This is a genomic window from Streptococcus sp. SK643, assembly GCF_000259505.1.
Taxonomy (GTDB): domain Bacteria; phylum Bacillota; class Bacilli; order Lactobacillales; family Streptococcaceae; genus Streptococcus.
This window is the reverse complement of sequence record NZ_AJMM01000019.1, coordinates 85245-101707: the sequence shown is the minus strand read 5'-3', so window position 1 is coordinate 101707 and position 16463 is coordinate 85245. Positions and strand designations below refer to the sequence as shown.

Annotated in this window: 13 protein-coding genes; 4 read left to right on the top strand and 9 right to left on the bottom strand. The window is 36.9% G+C overall.

Going from position 1 to position 16463, the window contains the following annotated elements:
- Positions 1-14 precede the first annotated feature (14 nt).
- From ftsY to HMPREF1117_RS07655, 3 genes are read right to left on the bottom strand one after another with little or no spacing between them, the layout of a single operon-like run.
- A complete protein-coding gene (gene ftsY, locus HMPREF1117_RS07665; protein WP_000522304.1) occupies positions 15-1304 on the bottom strand; it encodes a signal recognition particle-docking protein FtsY in 1290 nt (429 codons plus the stop codon).
- A 3-nt stretch (positions 1305-1307) separates the two neighbouring features.
- Complete coding sequence (locus HMPREF1117_RS07660) at positions 1308-2126, bottom strand: Cof-type HAD-IIB family hydrolase (RefSeq protein WP_000763446.1); 819 nt, start codon at positions 2124-2126, stop codon at positions 1308-1310.
- A complete protein-coding gene (locus HMPREF1117_RS07655; RefSeq protein WP_000594110.1) occupies positions 2126-2917 on the bottom strand; it encodes a Cof-type HAD-IIB family hydrolase in 792 nt (263 codons plus the stop codon). Before HMPREF1117_RS07655 ends, HMPREF1117_RS07660 begins: the two co-directional genes overlap by 1 nt.
- Before the next feature lie 209 nt (positions 2918-3126).
- Here HMPREF1117_RS07655 and HMPREF1117_RS07650 point away from each other — a divergent pair, with 209 nt between their 5' ends.
- On the top strand, positions 3127-3822 hold the full coding sequence (locus HMPREF1117_RS07650; protein ID WP_000005262.1) for a VIT1/CCC1 transporter family protein: 696 nt from the start codon (positions 3127-3129) through the stop codon (positions 3820-3822).
- A gap of 42 nt (positions 3823-3864) precedes the next feature.
- On the opposite strand, the gene HMPREF1117_RS07645 is transcribed toward HMPREF1117_RS07650, so the two are convergent.
- The 6 genes from HMPREF1117_RS07645 to HMPREF1117_RS07620 all read right to left on the bottom strand — a co-directional run bounded on the left by HMPREF1117_RS07645 (position 3865) and on the right by HMPREF1117_RS07620 (position 14404).
- The gene (locus HMPREF1117_RS07645) at positions 3865-5853 is read right to left on the bottom strand and encodes an ABC transporter permease (protein WP_000489413.1); all 1989 of its coding nucleotides are present in this window, start codon (positions 5851-5853) and stop codon (positions 3865-3867) included.
- Position 5854: 1 nt separating this feature from the next.
- The gene (locus HMPREF1117_RS07640) at positions 5855-6613 is read right to left on the bottom strand and encodes an ABC transporter ATP-binding protein (RefSeq protein ID WP_000173374.1); all 759 of its coding nucleotides are present in this window, start codon (positions 6611-6613) and stop codon (positions 5855-5857) included.
- 596 nt (positions 6614-7209) lie between these two features.
- Entirely contained in the window at positions 7210-7482 is a 273-nt protein-coding gene (locus tag HMPREF1117_RS07635) for a PspC domain-containing protein (RefSeq protein WP_001085041.1), read from the bottom strand.
- Between the two features lie 57 nt (positions 7483-7539).
- Entirely contained in the window at positions 7540-7989 is a 450-nt protein-coding gene (locus HMPREF1117_RS07630; RefSeq protein ID WP_001054535.1) for a SprT family protein, read from the bottom strand.
- On the bottom strand, positions 7976-10105 hold the full coding sequence (locus HMPREF1117_RS07625) for a Tex family protein (protein WP_000359166.1): 2130 nt from the start codon (positions 10103-10105) through the stop codon (positions 7976-7978). Before HMPREF1117_RS07625 ends, HMPREF1117_RS07630 begins: the two co-directional genes overlap by 14 nt.
- A 117-nt stretch (positions 10106-10222) precedes the next feature.
- Positions 10223-14404, bottom strand: a complete 4182-nt coding sequence (locus HMPREF1117_RS07620) for an NACHT domain-containing protein (RefSeq protein ID WP_000791089.1) — start codon at positions 14402-14404, stop codon at positions 10223-10225.
- A 196-nt stretch (positions 14405-14600) separates the two neighbouring features.
- Between HMPREF1117_RS07620 and HMPREF1117_RS12055 the strand changes: the two genes are divergently transcribed.
- The 3 genes from HMPREF1117_RS12055 to HMPREF1117_RS07605 are packed head-to-tail and all read left to right on the top strand — an operon-like array spanning position 14601 to position 16450.
- Positions 14601-14732 carry an SPJ_0845 family protein gene (locus HMPREF1117_RS12055; RefSeq protein WP_000268683.1) on the top strand — a complete coding sequence of 44 codons (132 nt, stop codon included), beginning with the start codon at positions 14601-14603 and terminating at the stop codon, positions 14730-14732.
- Positions 14733-15638, top strand: coding sequence for a permease (locus HMPREF1117_RS07610; protein ID WP_001019930.1), 906 nt, complete (start codon positions 14733-14735; stop codon positions 15636-15638). It begins immediately after the preceding gene.
- The gene (locus HMPREF1117_RS07605) at positions 15635-16450 is read left to right on the top strand and encodes a TIGR03943 family putative permease subunit (protein WP_000617855.1); all 816 of its coding nucleotides are present in this window, start codon (positions 15635-15637) and stop codon (positions 16448-16450) included. The genes HMPREF1117_RS07610 and HMPREF1117_RS07605 overlap by 4 nt, the downstream gene beginning before the upstream one ends.
- Positions 16451-16463: the final 13 nt, after the last annotated feature.

Here is a 16463-nt window from a genome sequence, read left to right as displayed (position 1 = left end):
TTTTTTGCTTCTGATTAGATTAAGCCTTCCAAGAGACCCTTCATAAAGTTTTCTGAGTTAAATTCTCCAATATCATCAATCTTTTCACCAAAACCAATCAACTTAACTGGAATATTGAGTTCTTCACGGATGGCTAAAACAACACCACCACGAGCAGTTCCATCAATCTTAGTTAAGACAATTCCAGTTAATGGCGTGATTTTTGAGAACTCTTTGGCCTGTACCAGGGCATTTTGACCAGTTGATGCATCAAGAGCCAAGAAAGTTTCATGCGGCGCTTCAGGTAGTACGCGCTTGATGATGCGTCCAATTTTCTCCAACTCAGCCATGAGATTATCCTTGTTTTGTAGACGACCAGCTGTATCAATCATGAGAATATCAATCCCTTCTGCTACAGCTCGTTCCATACCATCAAAGACCACACTTGCTGGGTCAGCTTTTTCAGGTCCAGTCACAACTGGAACATCCACACGGCGTCCCCATTCAGCTAGCTGCGCTACTGCACCCGCACGGAAGGTATCTGCCGCAACTAACATCACTTTTTTACCAGCTTGCTTGTAGCGATGCGCTAATTTCCCAATGGAAGTCGTTTTCCCAACACCGTTAACTCCAACAAAGAGCATAACTGTCAAGCCATCTTGGAAATGAATACTTTCATCGTAGTTACCATCCTTTTCATAAAGCTCAACCAATTTTTCAATTATAACTCGGCGAAGGGCATCTGGTTTCTTGGCATTCTCAAGTTTGGCTTCGTATCGTAGCTCCTCAGTTAGGTTAGAAGCAACCTGGACACCAACGTCACTCATGATTAGCAGTTCTTCCAGTTCTTCGAAGAATTCTTCATCGACAGAGCGGAAGTTAGCAAAGAAGGCGTTCAAGCGGGCACCAAAACCTGTGCGAGTTTTCTTAAGACTGCGATCATATTTTTCCTGAACAGTTTCTTCTACTTGAAGTATTTCTGGTTCAAGCACTTCAGAACTATTTTCTTCTACAGCTTCTTCGTGCTCAGTATTCTCTTCCTCTGGAACTTCTTCTAAGTTTGGAAATGCTTCTATTTCTTCTTTATGAAGCTCTACAACTGGGTATGAATCCAGAATTTCTTCAACTGAGTCTTGGATTTCCTCTTCTTCAAACACAGCTTCTTCAGAACTTTCAACCTCGGCTTCTTCCTGAGGAACTTCCTCAGCTTCTGTCAAGGTAGGCTCAATATCTTCAGACAAATCAAGATTTTCTAGAGCTTCTTTTACAACTTCTTCAATTTTAGGTTCTTCTTTTTTTCCGAATAGACGGTCAAATAATCCCATATCTTAATTCTCCTTTAGCACATATTCTTCGATAGCCCAAGCGACAGCTTCCTCATCATTAGTCATTGGAGTTACCACATTTGCGACTGCCTTAACTTCAGGAACAGCATTCTGCATGGCAACACCGAGCCCTGCCCATTCAATCATAGAAAGGTCATTGGCCTCGTCACCACAGGCCATGACTTGACTTTGGTCGATTCCAAGATGGGTGATTAGTTTTGCCAAACCTGTTGCTTTATGAACATTCTTTGGTGACCACTCTAGCAACATTTCACGTGATTTAAAGATTTCATATTGGTCAAACAATTCTGGAGAAATCTTCTGAATAGCTGCATCCAAGGGTTCTTGAGCAAAGGCAGTCACGCATTTATTGTAGGTCATTTGACTAGATAGGTCTTCAAAGGCTACTGGAACAAAGGTCAAAGCTGGATTGAATTTGGCATAAAGACTTTCTTGATCCGATTGAATTTGATAAACAGTTCCTTCTGAAATAGCATCCAGAGGCAGTGATAATTTCTCTGTTTCCTCATACAAACGTGCTACATCATCATATGAAAAAACTGTCTTATCAAGGATTTCGCCTGTATTTTTCTGAACTAATCCACCATTAAAAGTAATCGTATACTCATCTTCCTGACCGTCAGTCCCTAATTCTTTAAGAAAGAAATCCATGGCTTTTAGAGGACGACCTGTTGTCAAAACCACCTTAATCCCACGGTCACGCGCAGCTTTCAAGGTTGCCTTGGTTCGATCCGTCAGCCTTTTATCAGTAGTCAGCAAGGTCCCATCCAAGTCCAATGCAATCAATTTTATATCTGCCATTATAAGCCCTCCATATAAGCTATAACCGACTGGTCCTTATGGTGACCAATCACAATCTCTGCTAATTCTAAAATTTCTGGTCGTGCATTTTCAGGAGCTACAGGATGTCCTACAACCTGCATCATATGCAAGTCATTTAGATTGTCTCCAAAAGCCATAACCTGATCCATTGTGATACCAAGTTTTTTAGCTAATTCAACAATGGCTACTCCCTTATCGACATAGTCCAGCACAATATCAATGGATTCAAAACCAGTTGTCATAGCCTTAACACCAGGTACATGTTCATTGACCCAAGCTTCCCCAGCTTCCAGAGTTTCTTCTGTGAAGTTGGTTGTAAATTTGAAAATGTCATCTGTGATATCTTCCAGACTGGCTACTTTTTGGATATTTTCATTATAGTGTTGACTCACTTTTAAATAAGTCTCCTCAACCGTATCTAGCACATAAGAACCCTTCTTACCTGTCAAAAGCAATTTATTGATATCTACATAAGGTGAAGTTTGCAGCTTTTCAAAAGTCGTCAAATAAAACTCACGAGACATAGTCGCTTCATACAAGTCCTGACCTTGAAATTCAACCAAACTACCATTTTCTGCAATAAAAATTACTTCTTCACGAACTTCCGCAAATAATTTTTCTAGAGACAAAAGTCCTCGACCAGAGGCAATGGCAAAGTAGATGCCTTTGTCTTTAAAGGTAGCTAAGAGAGACTTGAGCCTCTGCATATCATAGCGTCCCTCTCCATCAAGAAAAGTCCCGTCCATATCTGTTGCGACTAATTTAATCATAAAAATACTTGTACTCCCATAGCTAAATCTATTTTCTATTATACCATAGAATAGGATAAATGGCTCTAGCCTATACGGGATGCCTTTCTATCTAATCTATTTTGTTCAAAAGCTGTTAAAAAATTAAAATCGTGCAACTTTTTTCAGATACTTTTAAAAGATTGATTTCATTACTTGTTTCCTTTATACTGGATAAAAAGGAGAATAGTATGTCAGAAACAAATCACGAAATCGATTCAAATTTTGCAGGTCGTTTAAATATCCTGCGTGCGGGTGTTCTTGGTGCCAATGATGGAATTATTTCCATTGCTGGTGTGGTTATCGGGGTTGCCAGTGCCACTAGCAATATCTGGATTATTTTTTTATCAGGCTTTGCAGCTATTTTGGCCGGTGCCTTTTCAATGGCTGGTGGAGAATATGTATCCGTTTCAACTCAAAAAGATACCGAGGAAGCAGCCGTTGCGCGTGAACAAGTCTTGCTAGACCAAGATATGGAACTAGCCAAAAAATCTCTCTATGCCGCCTATATCCAAAATGGAGAATGCGAAACCTCTGCCCAACTTTTGACCAACAAGGCCTTTCTTAAAAATCCACTCAAGGCTTTGGTAGAGGAAAAATACGGGATAGAGTATGAAGAGTTTACCAATCCTTGGCACGCTGCCATTTCCAGCTTTGTTGCCTTTTTCCTTGGAAGTTTGCCTCCAATGCTCTCAGTAACCATTTTCCCAAGTGACTACCGCATCCCTGCTACTGTCCTGATTGTAGGACTCTCACTCTTGATGACTGGCTACACAAGTGCTAGACTTGGAAAAGCACCTACCAAAACAGCGATGATTCGAAACCTCGCTATTGGTCTCTTGACTATGGGAGTTACCTTCCTACTCGGTCAACTTTTCAGCATTTAAGACACAAGAAATACCTCGATTTTGAAGTCGAGGTATCTTTTTTTACATTTGCACAATCTTACGATAACTTCTTGAAGTAATCATGAAAATCAGCACATAGGCGATGAGGAAGATAGCGCAAATAGACAAGGTTACAGTCAACATCATAGTCGTATCTATTACACCAATCACTTTTAAAATCAGACTAAGCATATGGTAGGCAAAGGCGAGATGTAGAAAGGCAAAGAGCAAAGGAAGGAAGAAAACAGTTAAAACCTGTTTGTTGATGGTTTGCTTGATTTGCTTTTGATCTAAACCGACTTTCTGCAAGATAATAAAACGTTCACGGTCTTCATAACCTTCAGAAATTTGTTTGTAGTAGATAACCAGAACGGTTCCGACCATAAAGATAATGGATAGGAAAATACCGATAAAGAAGACACCACCAAAGAGGGCACTCATCTGAGCACTAGCATCTGATAGATTACTACCATACACATAGCTACCTTCAGTGTTTAATTGAGCATTAAACTGGATAAGGTATTTTTCATACTCTTCAGCGACCTTGAGTTGTTCTTCTTCACTGGCATTTACATTCATGCCACCGTAAAACTGATTATAGATAGCTGAATCTGGGAATTGGTTCAAAAAGGCTTGTAAATCTGGAACAACAAGATAATTGTAATCGGCAGTCAAAATATTAAACTGATTTGGAACATGGTTCACAATGAAATCTTTAGTAAATTCTTCTTTTACAGAAAATTGATGATCGTTTAGAGTTAAGTCTTTCTGTCCTTTAACTCCCTCATTCTTTGCAAAGAGTCCGACCTCATTGCCTGATAGAGACAGTTTTTGTCCAGTCATGTTTTCATAATCTTTTTGGTCAAATACCATGAAAACAGTTGTAGGTTGGACACGATTTTGTCCTTTTTGAAAAATGGTTAACTTGGTTCCTTCTTGGTTCGCAACACCAAAGTAAGTGTAACGAAGCACTTCTTTCTCTTTAATCTTATAACCTTTGTCACTTGCAAACTGGCTCAAGAGCTTGTCCAAGTCTTCTTTTTCAACATTTTGCCCTGAAACCCCAAAATCATGAGGATTTAGAACTTTTTTAAAGCTTTCTGAGGCATTGAAAATACTAGTCGCTGCTGACATGGTTACCAAAACCATTGTTGACAAAATAGCGATAGTTGCTAGTCCAACCGCATTTTTCTTCATACGGAAAATCAAGTTAGACACTGAGATAAGGTTATTTGGTTGGTAATAGTATTTCTTGTTTTTCTTTAAGATTTGTAGGAAGACTGTAATCCCTGCATTAAACAATAGATAGGTACCAAAGATAACCAGCAAAACAGCTAAGAAGAAGATTGTTAGGGCTGTAAGAGGATCTTTTACAGTAAGCGCAAGATAATAACCAATACCTAAACTAATCGCACCAAGAATAGTTTGGAGAGGAAGGAAACGTCCTTTTTTCTCACCACTAGCTTTTTCACGAGAAAGCTGGAGGGCATTCATACGGGCGATTCGAAGGGCATTCAGGAACATGAGGCCTAGGAAAATCAATCCAAAGACAACAAGTACTGTAATGACAACTTTCATCTGGAAGGTGGCGACCAGTTCAACCTTCAATTTCATCAGTTTGAGCAAGAAGGCAAAAATCAACTTGTCAAATAAGGCTCCAATACCGATACCTGCTCCAACAGTTAGAATTCCAAAAAGCACCAACTCCTTAAAAGTCATACTGATCAGGTGGCGCTTCTCCAAACCCAGCATGCCATAAATCCCCAGTTCCTTGGAACGGTTCTTCATGACAAAACTATTGGCATAAAGGACAATAATAGCTGACGCAAGTGTGACAATTACCATACCAAATCCTAGAGTAGCTTGGATGGATTCCCCTCCACGAATTTCTGTAATCTTAGGATTGAAAGTTAGGGAGTAAAAGAGATAAGTGACGGTGACTGCCAAGAGAACAGCCAGTGCAAATGGATAGTAGAGTTTGCGGTTTTTAATTAAGTTCGATACCGCTAACTTATTGGTTAATCGAAACATACTAATTCACCTCGCTTGCCATAACAGTCAAGGTATCAGAGATTTCTTGAAACATCTGACGGTCTGTCTTTTCTCCACGGTAGATTTGGTTGTAAAGAATGCCATCTTTGATAAAGAGCACACGTTTTGCTCTGCTAGCTGCTGCCGTTGAGTGAGTTACCATGAGGATGGTTTGCCCACGCTCATTGATTTCATCAAATACATCGAGTAAGGCTGTAGAGGACTTGGAATCAAGGGCTCCTGTTGGCTCATCCGCAAGAAGAATTTCTGGTTCTGTGATGATGGCGCGTGCTACTGCTACACGCTGTTTCTGACCACCAGAAATCTCGTAAGGGTATTTCTCTTGTAATTGGTTAATACCCAGATTCTCAGCTGTCACCACCAATTTCTTCATCATCTCCGTAATGGGTCTTCTTGACAAGACAAGTGGAAGCAAGATATTGTCCTTAACAGACAGAGTATCTAGCAAGTTAAAGTCTTGGAAGACAAAGCCCAATTTTTCACGACGGAAGCTAGAAGCCTGTGAGTTTTTAATGGTTGCGGTGTCAGTTCCATTCAAGTAAACCTGCCCACGGGTTGGTTTGTCCAGCATAGCTAGGATATTTAGAAGAGTTGATTTACCAGAACCAGACTCACCCATGATGGCAACGTAGTCACCCTTTTCTACGGTAAAGTGAATATCCTTGAGAGCTTCTACTTGGTTGCCCTGAAAACGAGTTTTATAAATTTTTTGAACGTGTTTTACATCTAAAAGTGTCATGAGAATCTCCTTTCTTAATATCCCATCAAATGAAATGTTGCTTGCATCATAGCGCATCCCAGCTGAACTCGCTCGATATCTTTGTTGCTTGGTTTTCTTGTTTTCTTCTGTAAGATTTGTTTCATGATGTTACTCCTTTGTTCTTTATGAGTCTAGTTTACATCAAAAAAAGACCGCTTGCCATAACCTAACCTTACAAAAGAGACTTTAATCTTACATTTTTGTAAGATTGGGGGAAATGTAGATATTTTATTAAAAATATTTTACCATAAAAAGAAAGCAAGAAGAAAACCCTTGCAGATACAAGGGTTAGAGGTTAATCATCTTTCCTATCACGTCTAGAAATGATAAATTTATCTATGAAGAGAAAGTGGAAAAGAAACAAAGGAATTGCTAATAAACAACCTTCTTCAGAAAAATCCTGTTTTGTTAAGTGGTATAAGTAATTATTGGTTGACAGAAAATTAGCAATCAAAATAAACAAAATCCAGAATGTGTCCGTCCATTTATAGTTTGTAAAGTATTTCCTAAGTATGCTACTACCTTCTTTCAATTCATAATCATGTAGCAAAACCTTTGTTACCTATTGATTTACCTCACCAAAACCATCCATCATTTTCTTCAATAGCTTGGGCTTCTTTGCGTTTGCGTGGACCTGTTCCATACATTTCCTCTTCAATGTCTTCCTTAATTGGGAGAATAGAAGCAAGAATTACATAGATAATGACACCTACTCCAAAGTTTGCAATAGTAAAAATTGCAAATAGGAAGCGAACAAGGGTAACATCAAAGTTCCACTTGTCTGACAGACCTGCTAGAACTCCTGAAATCATGCGATTTCGTCTCATTTTATAAAATTTACTGTTCATGATATTTCCTCTTTTGATTTGTTTTTCTTAGTTTATCATGGAACTAGCTGAGATTCATCAGTCCTTAGTCTGATTTATTTGTATTAATTGACCACGACAGATTCCACACCGATAGCGTTTGGTATCTATTCTCCTCTTTCGTTGGTAGCTTTGCTGGCAGGATTGGCAACGATAGAGCTTGAGTGGTTTGGAGTTGCTATTTGGCAAGCTGGGTACAAATCGTAAACCATCTACTTCTTTTAAAATCTCTTTGAAGTCCTGATCCTTATGCTGATAACCTCTTCCTTCAAAATAAAGATGGTAATGGCAGAGCTCATGGCGGACAATTTTTCGAAAAATATCTAAACCCAGTTCTTGATAGACTTTGGGGTTAAAATCCAAATGTCCATCCTTAGGGAAGAATCGACCACCTGTCGACCGTAAACGATTATTCCACTGAGCTTGGTGTTTAAAATGTCTCCCAAAGTCCTCTTGCGATACGAGTTGAACATACTCAGTCAGATTCATTTGGAGCGAGGAGCGACAGATTGACTTTTTCCCGTTCGGTATCGATTTTCTTGACCCAAACTGTTACCAAGTCACCAACTGATACCACTTGGCTAGGGTGTTTGATAAATTTACGACTCATGTGGGAAATATGAATCAAGCCGTCCTCGTGAATCCCGATATCAACGAAGGCACCGAAATCAACGACGTTACGCACCACACCTTCTAGCTTCTGACCAACCACTAAGTCCTTGATATCTAGGACATCTTGGCGAAGCACAGGCGCATCGAAGGAATCACGGAAATCACGACCTGGTTTTAATAGGTCAGCAATGATATCTTTGAGGGTTTCTTGTCCAAGATCCAATTCTTGAGCCATCTCTGTTATTGAAACGGATTTGAGTTTACTTTGAGCTTCTTCAGTCAAGTCCTTGATATCTAAACGCTTAAAGAGTTCTTTAACAGCAGCGTAATTTTCTGGGTGAACTCCTGTATTATCAAGGATATTGCTGCTTTCTGGTATTCGAAGGAAACCAGCTGCCTGTTCAAAGGCCTTGGCACCCAGACGAGGGACTTTCTTGATTTGGGCGCGTGAAGTGATTTTTCCTTCTTCCTCACGGTATTTGACAATATTTTCAGAGATAGTTTTATTGAGTCCAGCTACGTGAGAAAGAAGGGCCGGGCTAGCCGTATTGATATTGACACCGACTTGGTTAACTACAGTTTCTACAACAAAGTCTAGACTTTCAGATAGTTTTTTCTGGCTAACATCGTGTTGGTACTGCCCTACCCCAATAGATTTGGGATCAATTTTAACTAATTCAGCAAGGGGATCTTGCAAGCGACGGGCGATAGAAATTGCAGAGCGCTTTTCAACGGTTAATTCTGGAAATTCCTGACGAGCTAATTCACTAGCAGAATAGACAGAAGCACCGCTCTCATTGACGATGACATAGCTAACCTCTGGAAACTCTTTAAGAACTTCCGCCACAAAGGCTTCGCTTTCACGACTGGCCGTACCATTACCAATAGCAATGATCTCTACACCATATTGTCCAATCAAGTCTGACAAATCTTTTTTGGCTTCTTCAATCTGACGGCTAGAAGCCGGTTTGACAGGATAAATGACCTGAGTTGTCAGCATTTTTCCTGTTGCATCCACGACAGCTAGCTTGGCACCTGTACGAAAGGCAGGGTCAAACCCCAGAACCACGCGCCCTTTCAATGGAGCAACCAAGAGGAGATTGCGCAGGTTGTCAGAAAAGAGTTGGATAGCTCCTTCTTCTGCCTTTTCAGTTAATTCTGTCCGAATACGGCGCTCGATAGCAGGCAAAACTTTTTTCTTAACTGACTGTTGAACAACTTCATCAATATAGGTATTTTTTACCTTGAAACGAGCAGCAAAGAAAGCTAGAATACGATCCGTCGCATGTTCAAAACCGACCTTCAAGACACCTAGCTTCTCCCCACGATTGAGGGCCAAGGTACGATAGCCTTGCATATTTCCAACTATCTCTGAAAAATCATAATAAATCTGAAACACCTGCTTTTCATCAAGACTTTCATCCTTGACTTGAGAAGTAAGTTTAGAGTGTCTCAGCACCTCCTGATAAGTCATGGCGCGTAAGGTAACATCCTCCGATAAGGCTTCTACCAAAATATCAACTGAGCCAGACAAGGCTTCCTTACCAGTCGCAAATCCTTCACAGACGAACTTTTCAGCCTCTTTCTCTAAGTCAGCTACATTCTGCAAGATTAAGCGAGCAAGTGGAAAGAGACCAGCTTCACGGGCAATAGTTGCCTTAGTCCGACGTTTTTCCTTAAAAGGCAAGTAAAGTTCTTCTACGTCGGCTAATTTTTCAGCAGCAAGGATGGCTTCCTCCAATTCTTTAGTCAGCTTGCCTTGTTCTTGGATTTTGGCTAGGACAGCTTCCTTACGATCATTGAGGTTAGTCAATGTTTTATCTAAGTCAATAATGGCTTTAATAGCCACCTCATCAAGACTACCAGTCATGTCCTTTCTATAACGCGCAATAAAGGGAATAGTAGCCCCTTCAGCTGTTAGAGACAAGACAGTATCAATTTGTTTTAAGGTCACACCCAAATCTTGGGAAATTTTTAAATATTTTTTATCCATAATCCTATTATACCACAAGGGAAACAATAGAGTCTCTTCTCTAAAAACGGTTTTTATATTTACTTGATTAATCTTCTATAATATCTATATTTTAGTCTTCCATTTTTAATGCAAAACTTAAAAACTTTTATCAACTAGCTCAATATCATGCTGAATTGAATCTTTTTTCATCCAAAACAATCCTCTCCATCTACTATAATATTGGTCTCGAGGAGATTTGGTAAAGTATTGTTTTTCTCCAATAAAATTCCAAAATACACTTAAATCATTTTCTTTTAAAAATTGGTCAAGATAATCTTTTCGTATAATCAATCCATTTATAGTATTTGTTAGTTCACCATCAAAAGCTACTAAGTCTCCCTCTTGACTAAAATAATATCCATCATACTTTTTCTGAACTAAATGTAATTTACCAATCAACTCTGGACAAGGAATATCAAATGATAAAGTTTCTTTTTTAGAAGCATCATATTCTTCTTCCCAGCAAAAATGAATATGGGCAGGCAAAAGCTTGGCAAGTGTCTTTTTTACTTTAACAGTAAAATACTCTTCTTTTTCAACAAGTTCAACCTCTTCGCCAGATTGAATGAAATCAAAAACTTTTTGACGTTTAATTTCCTCCTCACCAGTTTCTACATTATAGTTGAACCAAGAATCTTCTACAATTTCTTTCACACCTGGTGACCATGGGAACTCTCTGTTATATATATGATATAGAGAGGTCGCTTCAGACTGTATTCCATTTTTGAACATCTCCCTTTTTTCAAAATTAGATTTTAAAGAATCGAATTCACTATTTTTTACAAAATATGCTTCAATAATTCTCCACGTTCTCTGATGACCTTCACCAAACCATGAAAATGTATCAGAAGCTGCATCTTTTTGGTTTTTAATTTCTTTATGTTGATAAAGCAATGCCCATTCTGTCCCATTATTATCTTTATAAATTAAAGGCATATCAAACAAACTTGTTTTGTGTAAAATCCACTCATTAATTTGTTGATTATCAACTCCTGTATCTTCGATAAAGTTTTCATTATATTCAATAGTGAATTTCGGAAGTGATTCTAAAGGAAGCATGAAATGACAATTTAAAGTAGGATCAAAATCTCTAACATATGGTTCCCAAGCACCTTTATATTCCTCATCAGATGAGTTACTCCAACCCTTTAACTTATGAAAATCTGAAACCCTTGCTAGAATATTATAAAATGCAATCCATTGGTATTTCTTTCCAATTCTCTCAATAGTGTGATTTCTTCCTCTATCAAGAGGGTGCCCACATGAAATGTCATATTCAGTGAACAATTCATCTGAATATCCTAACTCATCTCGAATATATTGCATTGCATAATGATATAGATTCTCAATGTCAACGTTCTTGAACCGATCTAGTGCTGATTGGAAAGTATATCTTCCAAAATCACCGTACATACCGACACCTTCTGGTCTCATAGAAGTATCTATTCTGTCAAAGCCTCCTCTTTTACTATCCGAGCTACTATAGGTGCTAGGAGTAACAATAGGAATCGGCTCAGAATTGTAAGGAGGAATTATATTTAAACGGTCTATTTTGGCACTATTTTTAGGAAATTCAAATAAATATCTTTCAATAATCAATCTTGCATAATCCCTCAGTAAAATATCTGGATAGTTGAATTCTTTATCAAATATACTTGAATAGATAAACTCTGCTAAAGATTGAAACTCATTTTCATATGGAATTTCTTTTTTCGTACAGGCACCGAGAACAATGCCATATAATCTTTGAATAATGTAAGGATCATTAACTGTTTCAAATTTTTGTAATAGATATTCACTAAATTCAAAATTATTCTTCAAAATTTCAATCATTGCTTTTGATGTTATATCACGTAACCTTCTATTTGAAGAAGCTAGCAACCATGTGAACAATATTAAAAGCAACTTAATTTTCTCTTTCGAAAGGAAATCAATTGATTTACCTTCATCAAAAAGGCAAATCAATTGAAAAACTCTCTCATATTCATTTGTTAAATTATTTATAAATGGTAGCCAAAGACTATCGCGTTTATTTAACTGCTTAGGAAAAAGAATTTCATGTAAGTACTCCGAATTTATAGGACTGTTTTCTTTAATCGCATTTTCGATTAAAATATTGAAAACATCTTGATAATTTGTAGGGTAATTTTTTGCAATATTTCTAAAAAGCTCTCTACTTACTGTATCTACTGGTCGCCAAGAAAAACTCTTTAAATATCTGTTGGCTAAATCATAACAATCATATTCGTTAGAAATCTTTTCAATCAACTTTATACAGTCTTCATCATATTTTTTAAAATAGAAACAAGATACAAAGAAAAAAGTATCTATGTTATTGTCATTCTGAATCTCTCCATTTTCAATTTTCAATAACTCTTTTTCAAGATAAGACTCTAATTCTTTCTTATTAAACGGAAACTCCATAATCTTTTGAGCTTTAAGATAATCCTCTAATAGATTATACCCAAAGGAATACACTTCTTTATCTTGACGTACATTACTAATCATTAAACCTGATTTCAGGAGAAAAGAAAGAAAGTATGATTTATTCTGAATGCCGTAATATGACCAAAATTTTATTTGAAATAGGTCTTCCTCAATAAGATAATTATTGCTATTACTGAGTTGACATTCGGCAATTTCTAATAATAATTTTTTTAATATTTTACCCGAATCCGGAATACCTAAGGCTTTCTGAATTTCTTCATCAATTAAAATAATAAAACGCTCAAACATTTGAAAAAGATTTAATTCTTCACCATTGTACGTTTTACAAAATAGAGTTAAAAACAGTGGATTTGTCATCTCATAGTTTAATAACTCAGATGGCGAAAATGGTATATTGTGAAAATTTAGAAATTCTTTAATTGCTACTACAGAATCATCTTGAAAACCATGATGCGTAATTCTTAAAAGTTCACCAGTTTTTAGTCGTTCTATCATATTTTCTTCAAAAACGAGTTTTTCATATCCTGTTCTCACAGATAGTACAAGTTTAATATGTTTTCGCCTGTATATTTCTGAAATAATCGTTGATAATCCATTCTTCCACACACTTCGATTTGGAGTCTCATTAATTGCATCAATAAAAATATATATGTGCTGATTCTCAATCTCCCCCAGAATATCTAACATATCTAAGAATTCACGGAATCCATAATCAAATTCAAATTTCTCCATAATTTGTTTAGAAATATCACTACTAGATAAATAGTGATGGCCTAACAAAAGAAGTGCATACCCATCCTCACTCATTGTTTCCTTTACAGAATTTGCAAATAATTGACTTTTACCCATACCTGCTTCACCAGTGACAACTAGAACTTTATCACTAATGAGAGCCTCCTCTTTATTTGAACTGCCAATCCAATATAGATACCTTGTTAATCTTTCTATATCACGTACTTTATTGAATATTCTATTCCGATTCTCTGAAGACATATCACTGGCTAACTCTATTTTATTTTCTAGCTTTTCCCTATTAATACTCAATTCTTCAAGTTCGAACTCTAAACTACGATAAATTTTATCATTCCACTCTAAATAATTCTCTATATCATCAACCGTTACATCTTCTAAACTGTCAATAAATTTCTTAATTTTAGAAGTTATATTACTTTCTCTTAAGCTATAGAGCGTATCTAGCTCTTTGATGAGTTCTAGTTTTTTACTATTGATTTTATCAATAGCTTTTTGATTTCGAGTAAAAAGATAAAGTTTTTCATCCGTTCCAGTCTCAACATTGAACTTTGGATTATACCTCATACCTAACGAATCAAATGATAATTGATTATAGTTTTCAAACCAATCTCTCGTTATTATGTGATTCTCAAAATAGAAGGATTGTAAATCGTTAAACTGAGCAACTTGAGTTAGTATTTCATTATTACTAATGACTCTTAGTTCAATATCTGCACTCTTCAAAGTTGACTCAATCCCTTTATAACTTTGACTTGTTAATGTTAAATCCTTGTTACAGTATAGATAGAAAACATCAAGTTGACTAGCATATTTTTCAATAGTGTTGTTTACTGATTCTTGAATTTGAGAATAATTTACTTTACCTGAAAAATATTTTGACTGGAAGGCAATTGTTTTTTCTATTTTAGGACTAAAAATAGGTGAAACTTCAACACCTGGATGATTGGGACTTGAAGTTAAGACGGAAGTATTATCTAAAAATTGCCTTTTAAATAGTATCCTACATAATTGTTCAAAAGTATTTGTTACATCACTATGTATTGATTCAAAATTACTCCAAGTTATTTTATTTTTCATTAGAAAAACCACCCTAAATATATTTTATCAGATATGCTAATTTTAGCATAAATAATATTAAAATCCTATGAGTCATATAAATTTAATTTAAAATACTATCTATTTTGATATAATCAGGAATATAGACGAGTTTAATACCTCCTTTTCCACAAAATAATAGTATAATAGAACTATAATTTAGAAATGAGGTATAACCATGGCTGTAAAATTTAATAGACGAGATGATTTAGATAAGATGTTTGAGGAATTTGCCAAACTCCCTGATTTAGACCAAGTCAAATTCCCTGATGACAAAGAGAAAAAAGCCCAAGAAGAAAAGAAAAACTAGATGAATATTTTCCATCAATTACCTTCTAGTGTGCTTCAAGCTGGAGCCATTTTCCTCTCCATTATCATTGAGGCTTTGCCTTTCGTTCTAATCGGAAGTATTCTCTCAGGAGTGATTGAAGTCTATATCACACCTGATAAAGTTTATGGACTTCTCCCTCGAAATCGTTGGGGGAGAATCTTTTTTGGGACATTTATTGGCTTTCTTTTCCCTTCTTGTGAATGTGGAATTGTTCCCATTATCAATCGTTTTTTGGAAAAGAATGTGCCTAGCTATACTGCAGTACCTTTTCTGGTAACAGCACCCGTTATCAATCCTATCGTTCTTTTTGCAACTTTTTCTGCTTTCGGAAATTCCTTTCAAGTTGCTTTTTTACGAGCTTTAGGTTCTATTTTCATAGCTCTGATATTGGGGATTTTTCTAGGATTTTTCTGGAAAGAACCGATTCAGAAAGAAAACCGCATGGCTTGTCATGAACATGATTTTTCTCATCTAAGTCCTAGTAAAAAAGTGTTTCAAGTTTTTGTACAAGCAATCGATGAGTTTTTTGATATGGGCCGATATCTGGTCTTTGGTTGCCTCTTTGCTGCAATTGTTCAGGTCTATGTTCCGACTCGTATTCTAACATCTATCAGTTCCAGTCCACTCCTTGCCATTCCACTTTTAATGCTTTTGGCCTTCCTGCTCTCCCTTTGTAGTGAGGCAGATGCTTTTATTGGAGCTTCTCTCCTATCTAGTTTTGGACTTGCTCCTGTAGTCGCTTTTCTCGTGATTGGCCCCATGTTAGATGTCAAAAACCTTCTGATGATGAAGAATTACTTAAAAGCTCCCTTCGTAGGTCGCTTTATCATCATCGTCAGTCTAGTCGTGTTTTTCTATTCCCTTTTCCTTGGAGTCTTTTTATGATTCGATTTTTAGTTTTAATTTCTTACTTTGGGCTGACCCTCTATCTCCATCTTACAGGTAAGCTAAACCAATACATCAACATGCACTACTCTTATCTGGCCTACATTTCCATGGTCCTATCCCTGATTTTGGCAATAGTTCAGTTATATCTCTGGTTTAAAAAAGTTAAGACTCATAGTCACTTGGCCACACCACTTGCAAATGTGTCTAGTATTGCTTTACTTTCACTACCTCTTATAATCGGTCTAACTTTTCCAACTGTAAGCTTGGACTCTCAAACTGTTTCCGCTAAAGGCTATCACTTTCCCTTATCGGATGGCACTAATCTAGCCATCCAAGCCAGCGAAGGAACCAAGAGCCAGTATTTAAAGCCTGATACCAGCTCTTATTTCTCAAAATCGGCCTATGAAAAGGAAATGCGAGCTACAGCAGATAAGTATTTAGCACAAGATACGATCCTCATCACTGATGAAAATTACATGGAGGTTATGGAAGCAATCTATGACTATCCAAATGAATTTGATGGAAGGACCATCCAATTTACAGGCTTTGTCTATAAAGATCCTATTCATGATAACAGCCAATTTCTCTTTCGCTTTGGGATTATCCATTGTATCGCAGATTCTGGTGTTTACGGTCTTTTGACCAAGGGCAATACCCGACAATATGAGAATAACACTTGGATTACAGCTAAAGGGAAACTAGTCAACTATTATCATAAAGAACTCAAACAAAAACTTCCAACCCTTGAAGTTGAAAGCTTTACAAAAGTTGATAAACCAGAAAATCCTTATGTTTATAGAGCATTTTAAAAAAGTAGCCCAA

What these genes read in the sequence shown, in the direction of transcription:
- HMPREF1117_RS07620 (WP_000791089.1), bottom strand. Translation starts at nt 14,404, where the DNA reads ATGAAAAATAAAATAACTTGGAGTAATTTTGAATCAATACATAGTGAT.
- HMPREF1117_RS07650 (WP_000005262.1), top strand. Translation starts at nt 3,127, where the DNA reads ATGTCAGAAACAAATCACGAAATCGATTCAAATTTTGCAGGTCGTTTA.
- HMPREF1117_RS07625 (WP_000359166.1), bottom strand. Translation starts at nt 10,105, where the DNA reads ATGGATAAAAAATATTTAAAAATTTCCCAAGATTTGGGTGTGACCTTA.
- HMPREF1117_RS07645 (WP_000489413.1), bottom strand. Translation starts at nt 5,853, where the DNA reads ATGTTTCGATTAACCAATAAGTTAGCGGTATCGAACTTAATTAAAAAC.
- HMPREF1117_RS07605 (WP_000617855.1), top strand. Translation starts at nt 15,635, where the DNA reads ATGATTCGATTTTTAGTTTTAATTTCTTACTTTGGGCTGACCCTCTAT.
- HMPREF1117_RS07655 (WP_000594110.1), bottom strand. Translation starts at nt 2,917, where the DNA reads ATGATTAAATTAGTCGCAACAGATATGGACGGGACTTTTCTTGATGGA.
- HMPREF1117_RS07640 (WP_000173374.1), bottom strand. Translation starts at nt 6,613, where the DNA reads ATGACACTTTTAGATGTAAAACACGTTCAAAAAATTTATAAAACTCGT.
- HMPREF1117_RS07660 (WP_000763446.1), bottom strand. Translation starts at nt 2,126, where the DNA reads ATGGCAGATATAAAATTGATTGCATTGGACTTGGATGGGACCTTGCTG.
- HMPREF1117_RS12055 (WP_000268683.1), top strand. Translation starts at nt 14,601, where the DNA reads ATGGCTGTAAAATTTAATAGACGAGATGATTTAGATAAGATGTTTGAG.
- HMPREF1117_RS07610 (WP_001019930.1), top strand. Translation starts at nt 14,733, where the DNA reads ATGAATATTTTCCATCAATTACCTTCTAGTGTGCTTCAAGCTGGAGCC.
- HMPREF1117_RS07630 (WP_001054535.1), bottom strand. Translation starts at nt 7,989, where the DNA reads ATGAATCTGACTGAGTATGTTCAACTCGTATCGCAAGAGGACTTTGGG.
- HMPREF1117_RS07635 (WP_001085041.1), bottom strand. Translation starts at nt 7,482, where the DNA reads ATGAACAGTAAATTTTATAAAATGAGACGAAATCGCATGATTTCAGGA.
- ftsY (WP_000522304.1), bottom strand. Translation starts at nt 1,304, where the DNA reads ATGGGATTATTTGACCGTCTATTCGGAAAAAAAGAAGAACCTAAAATT.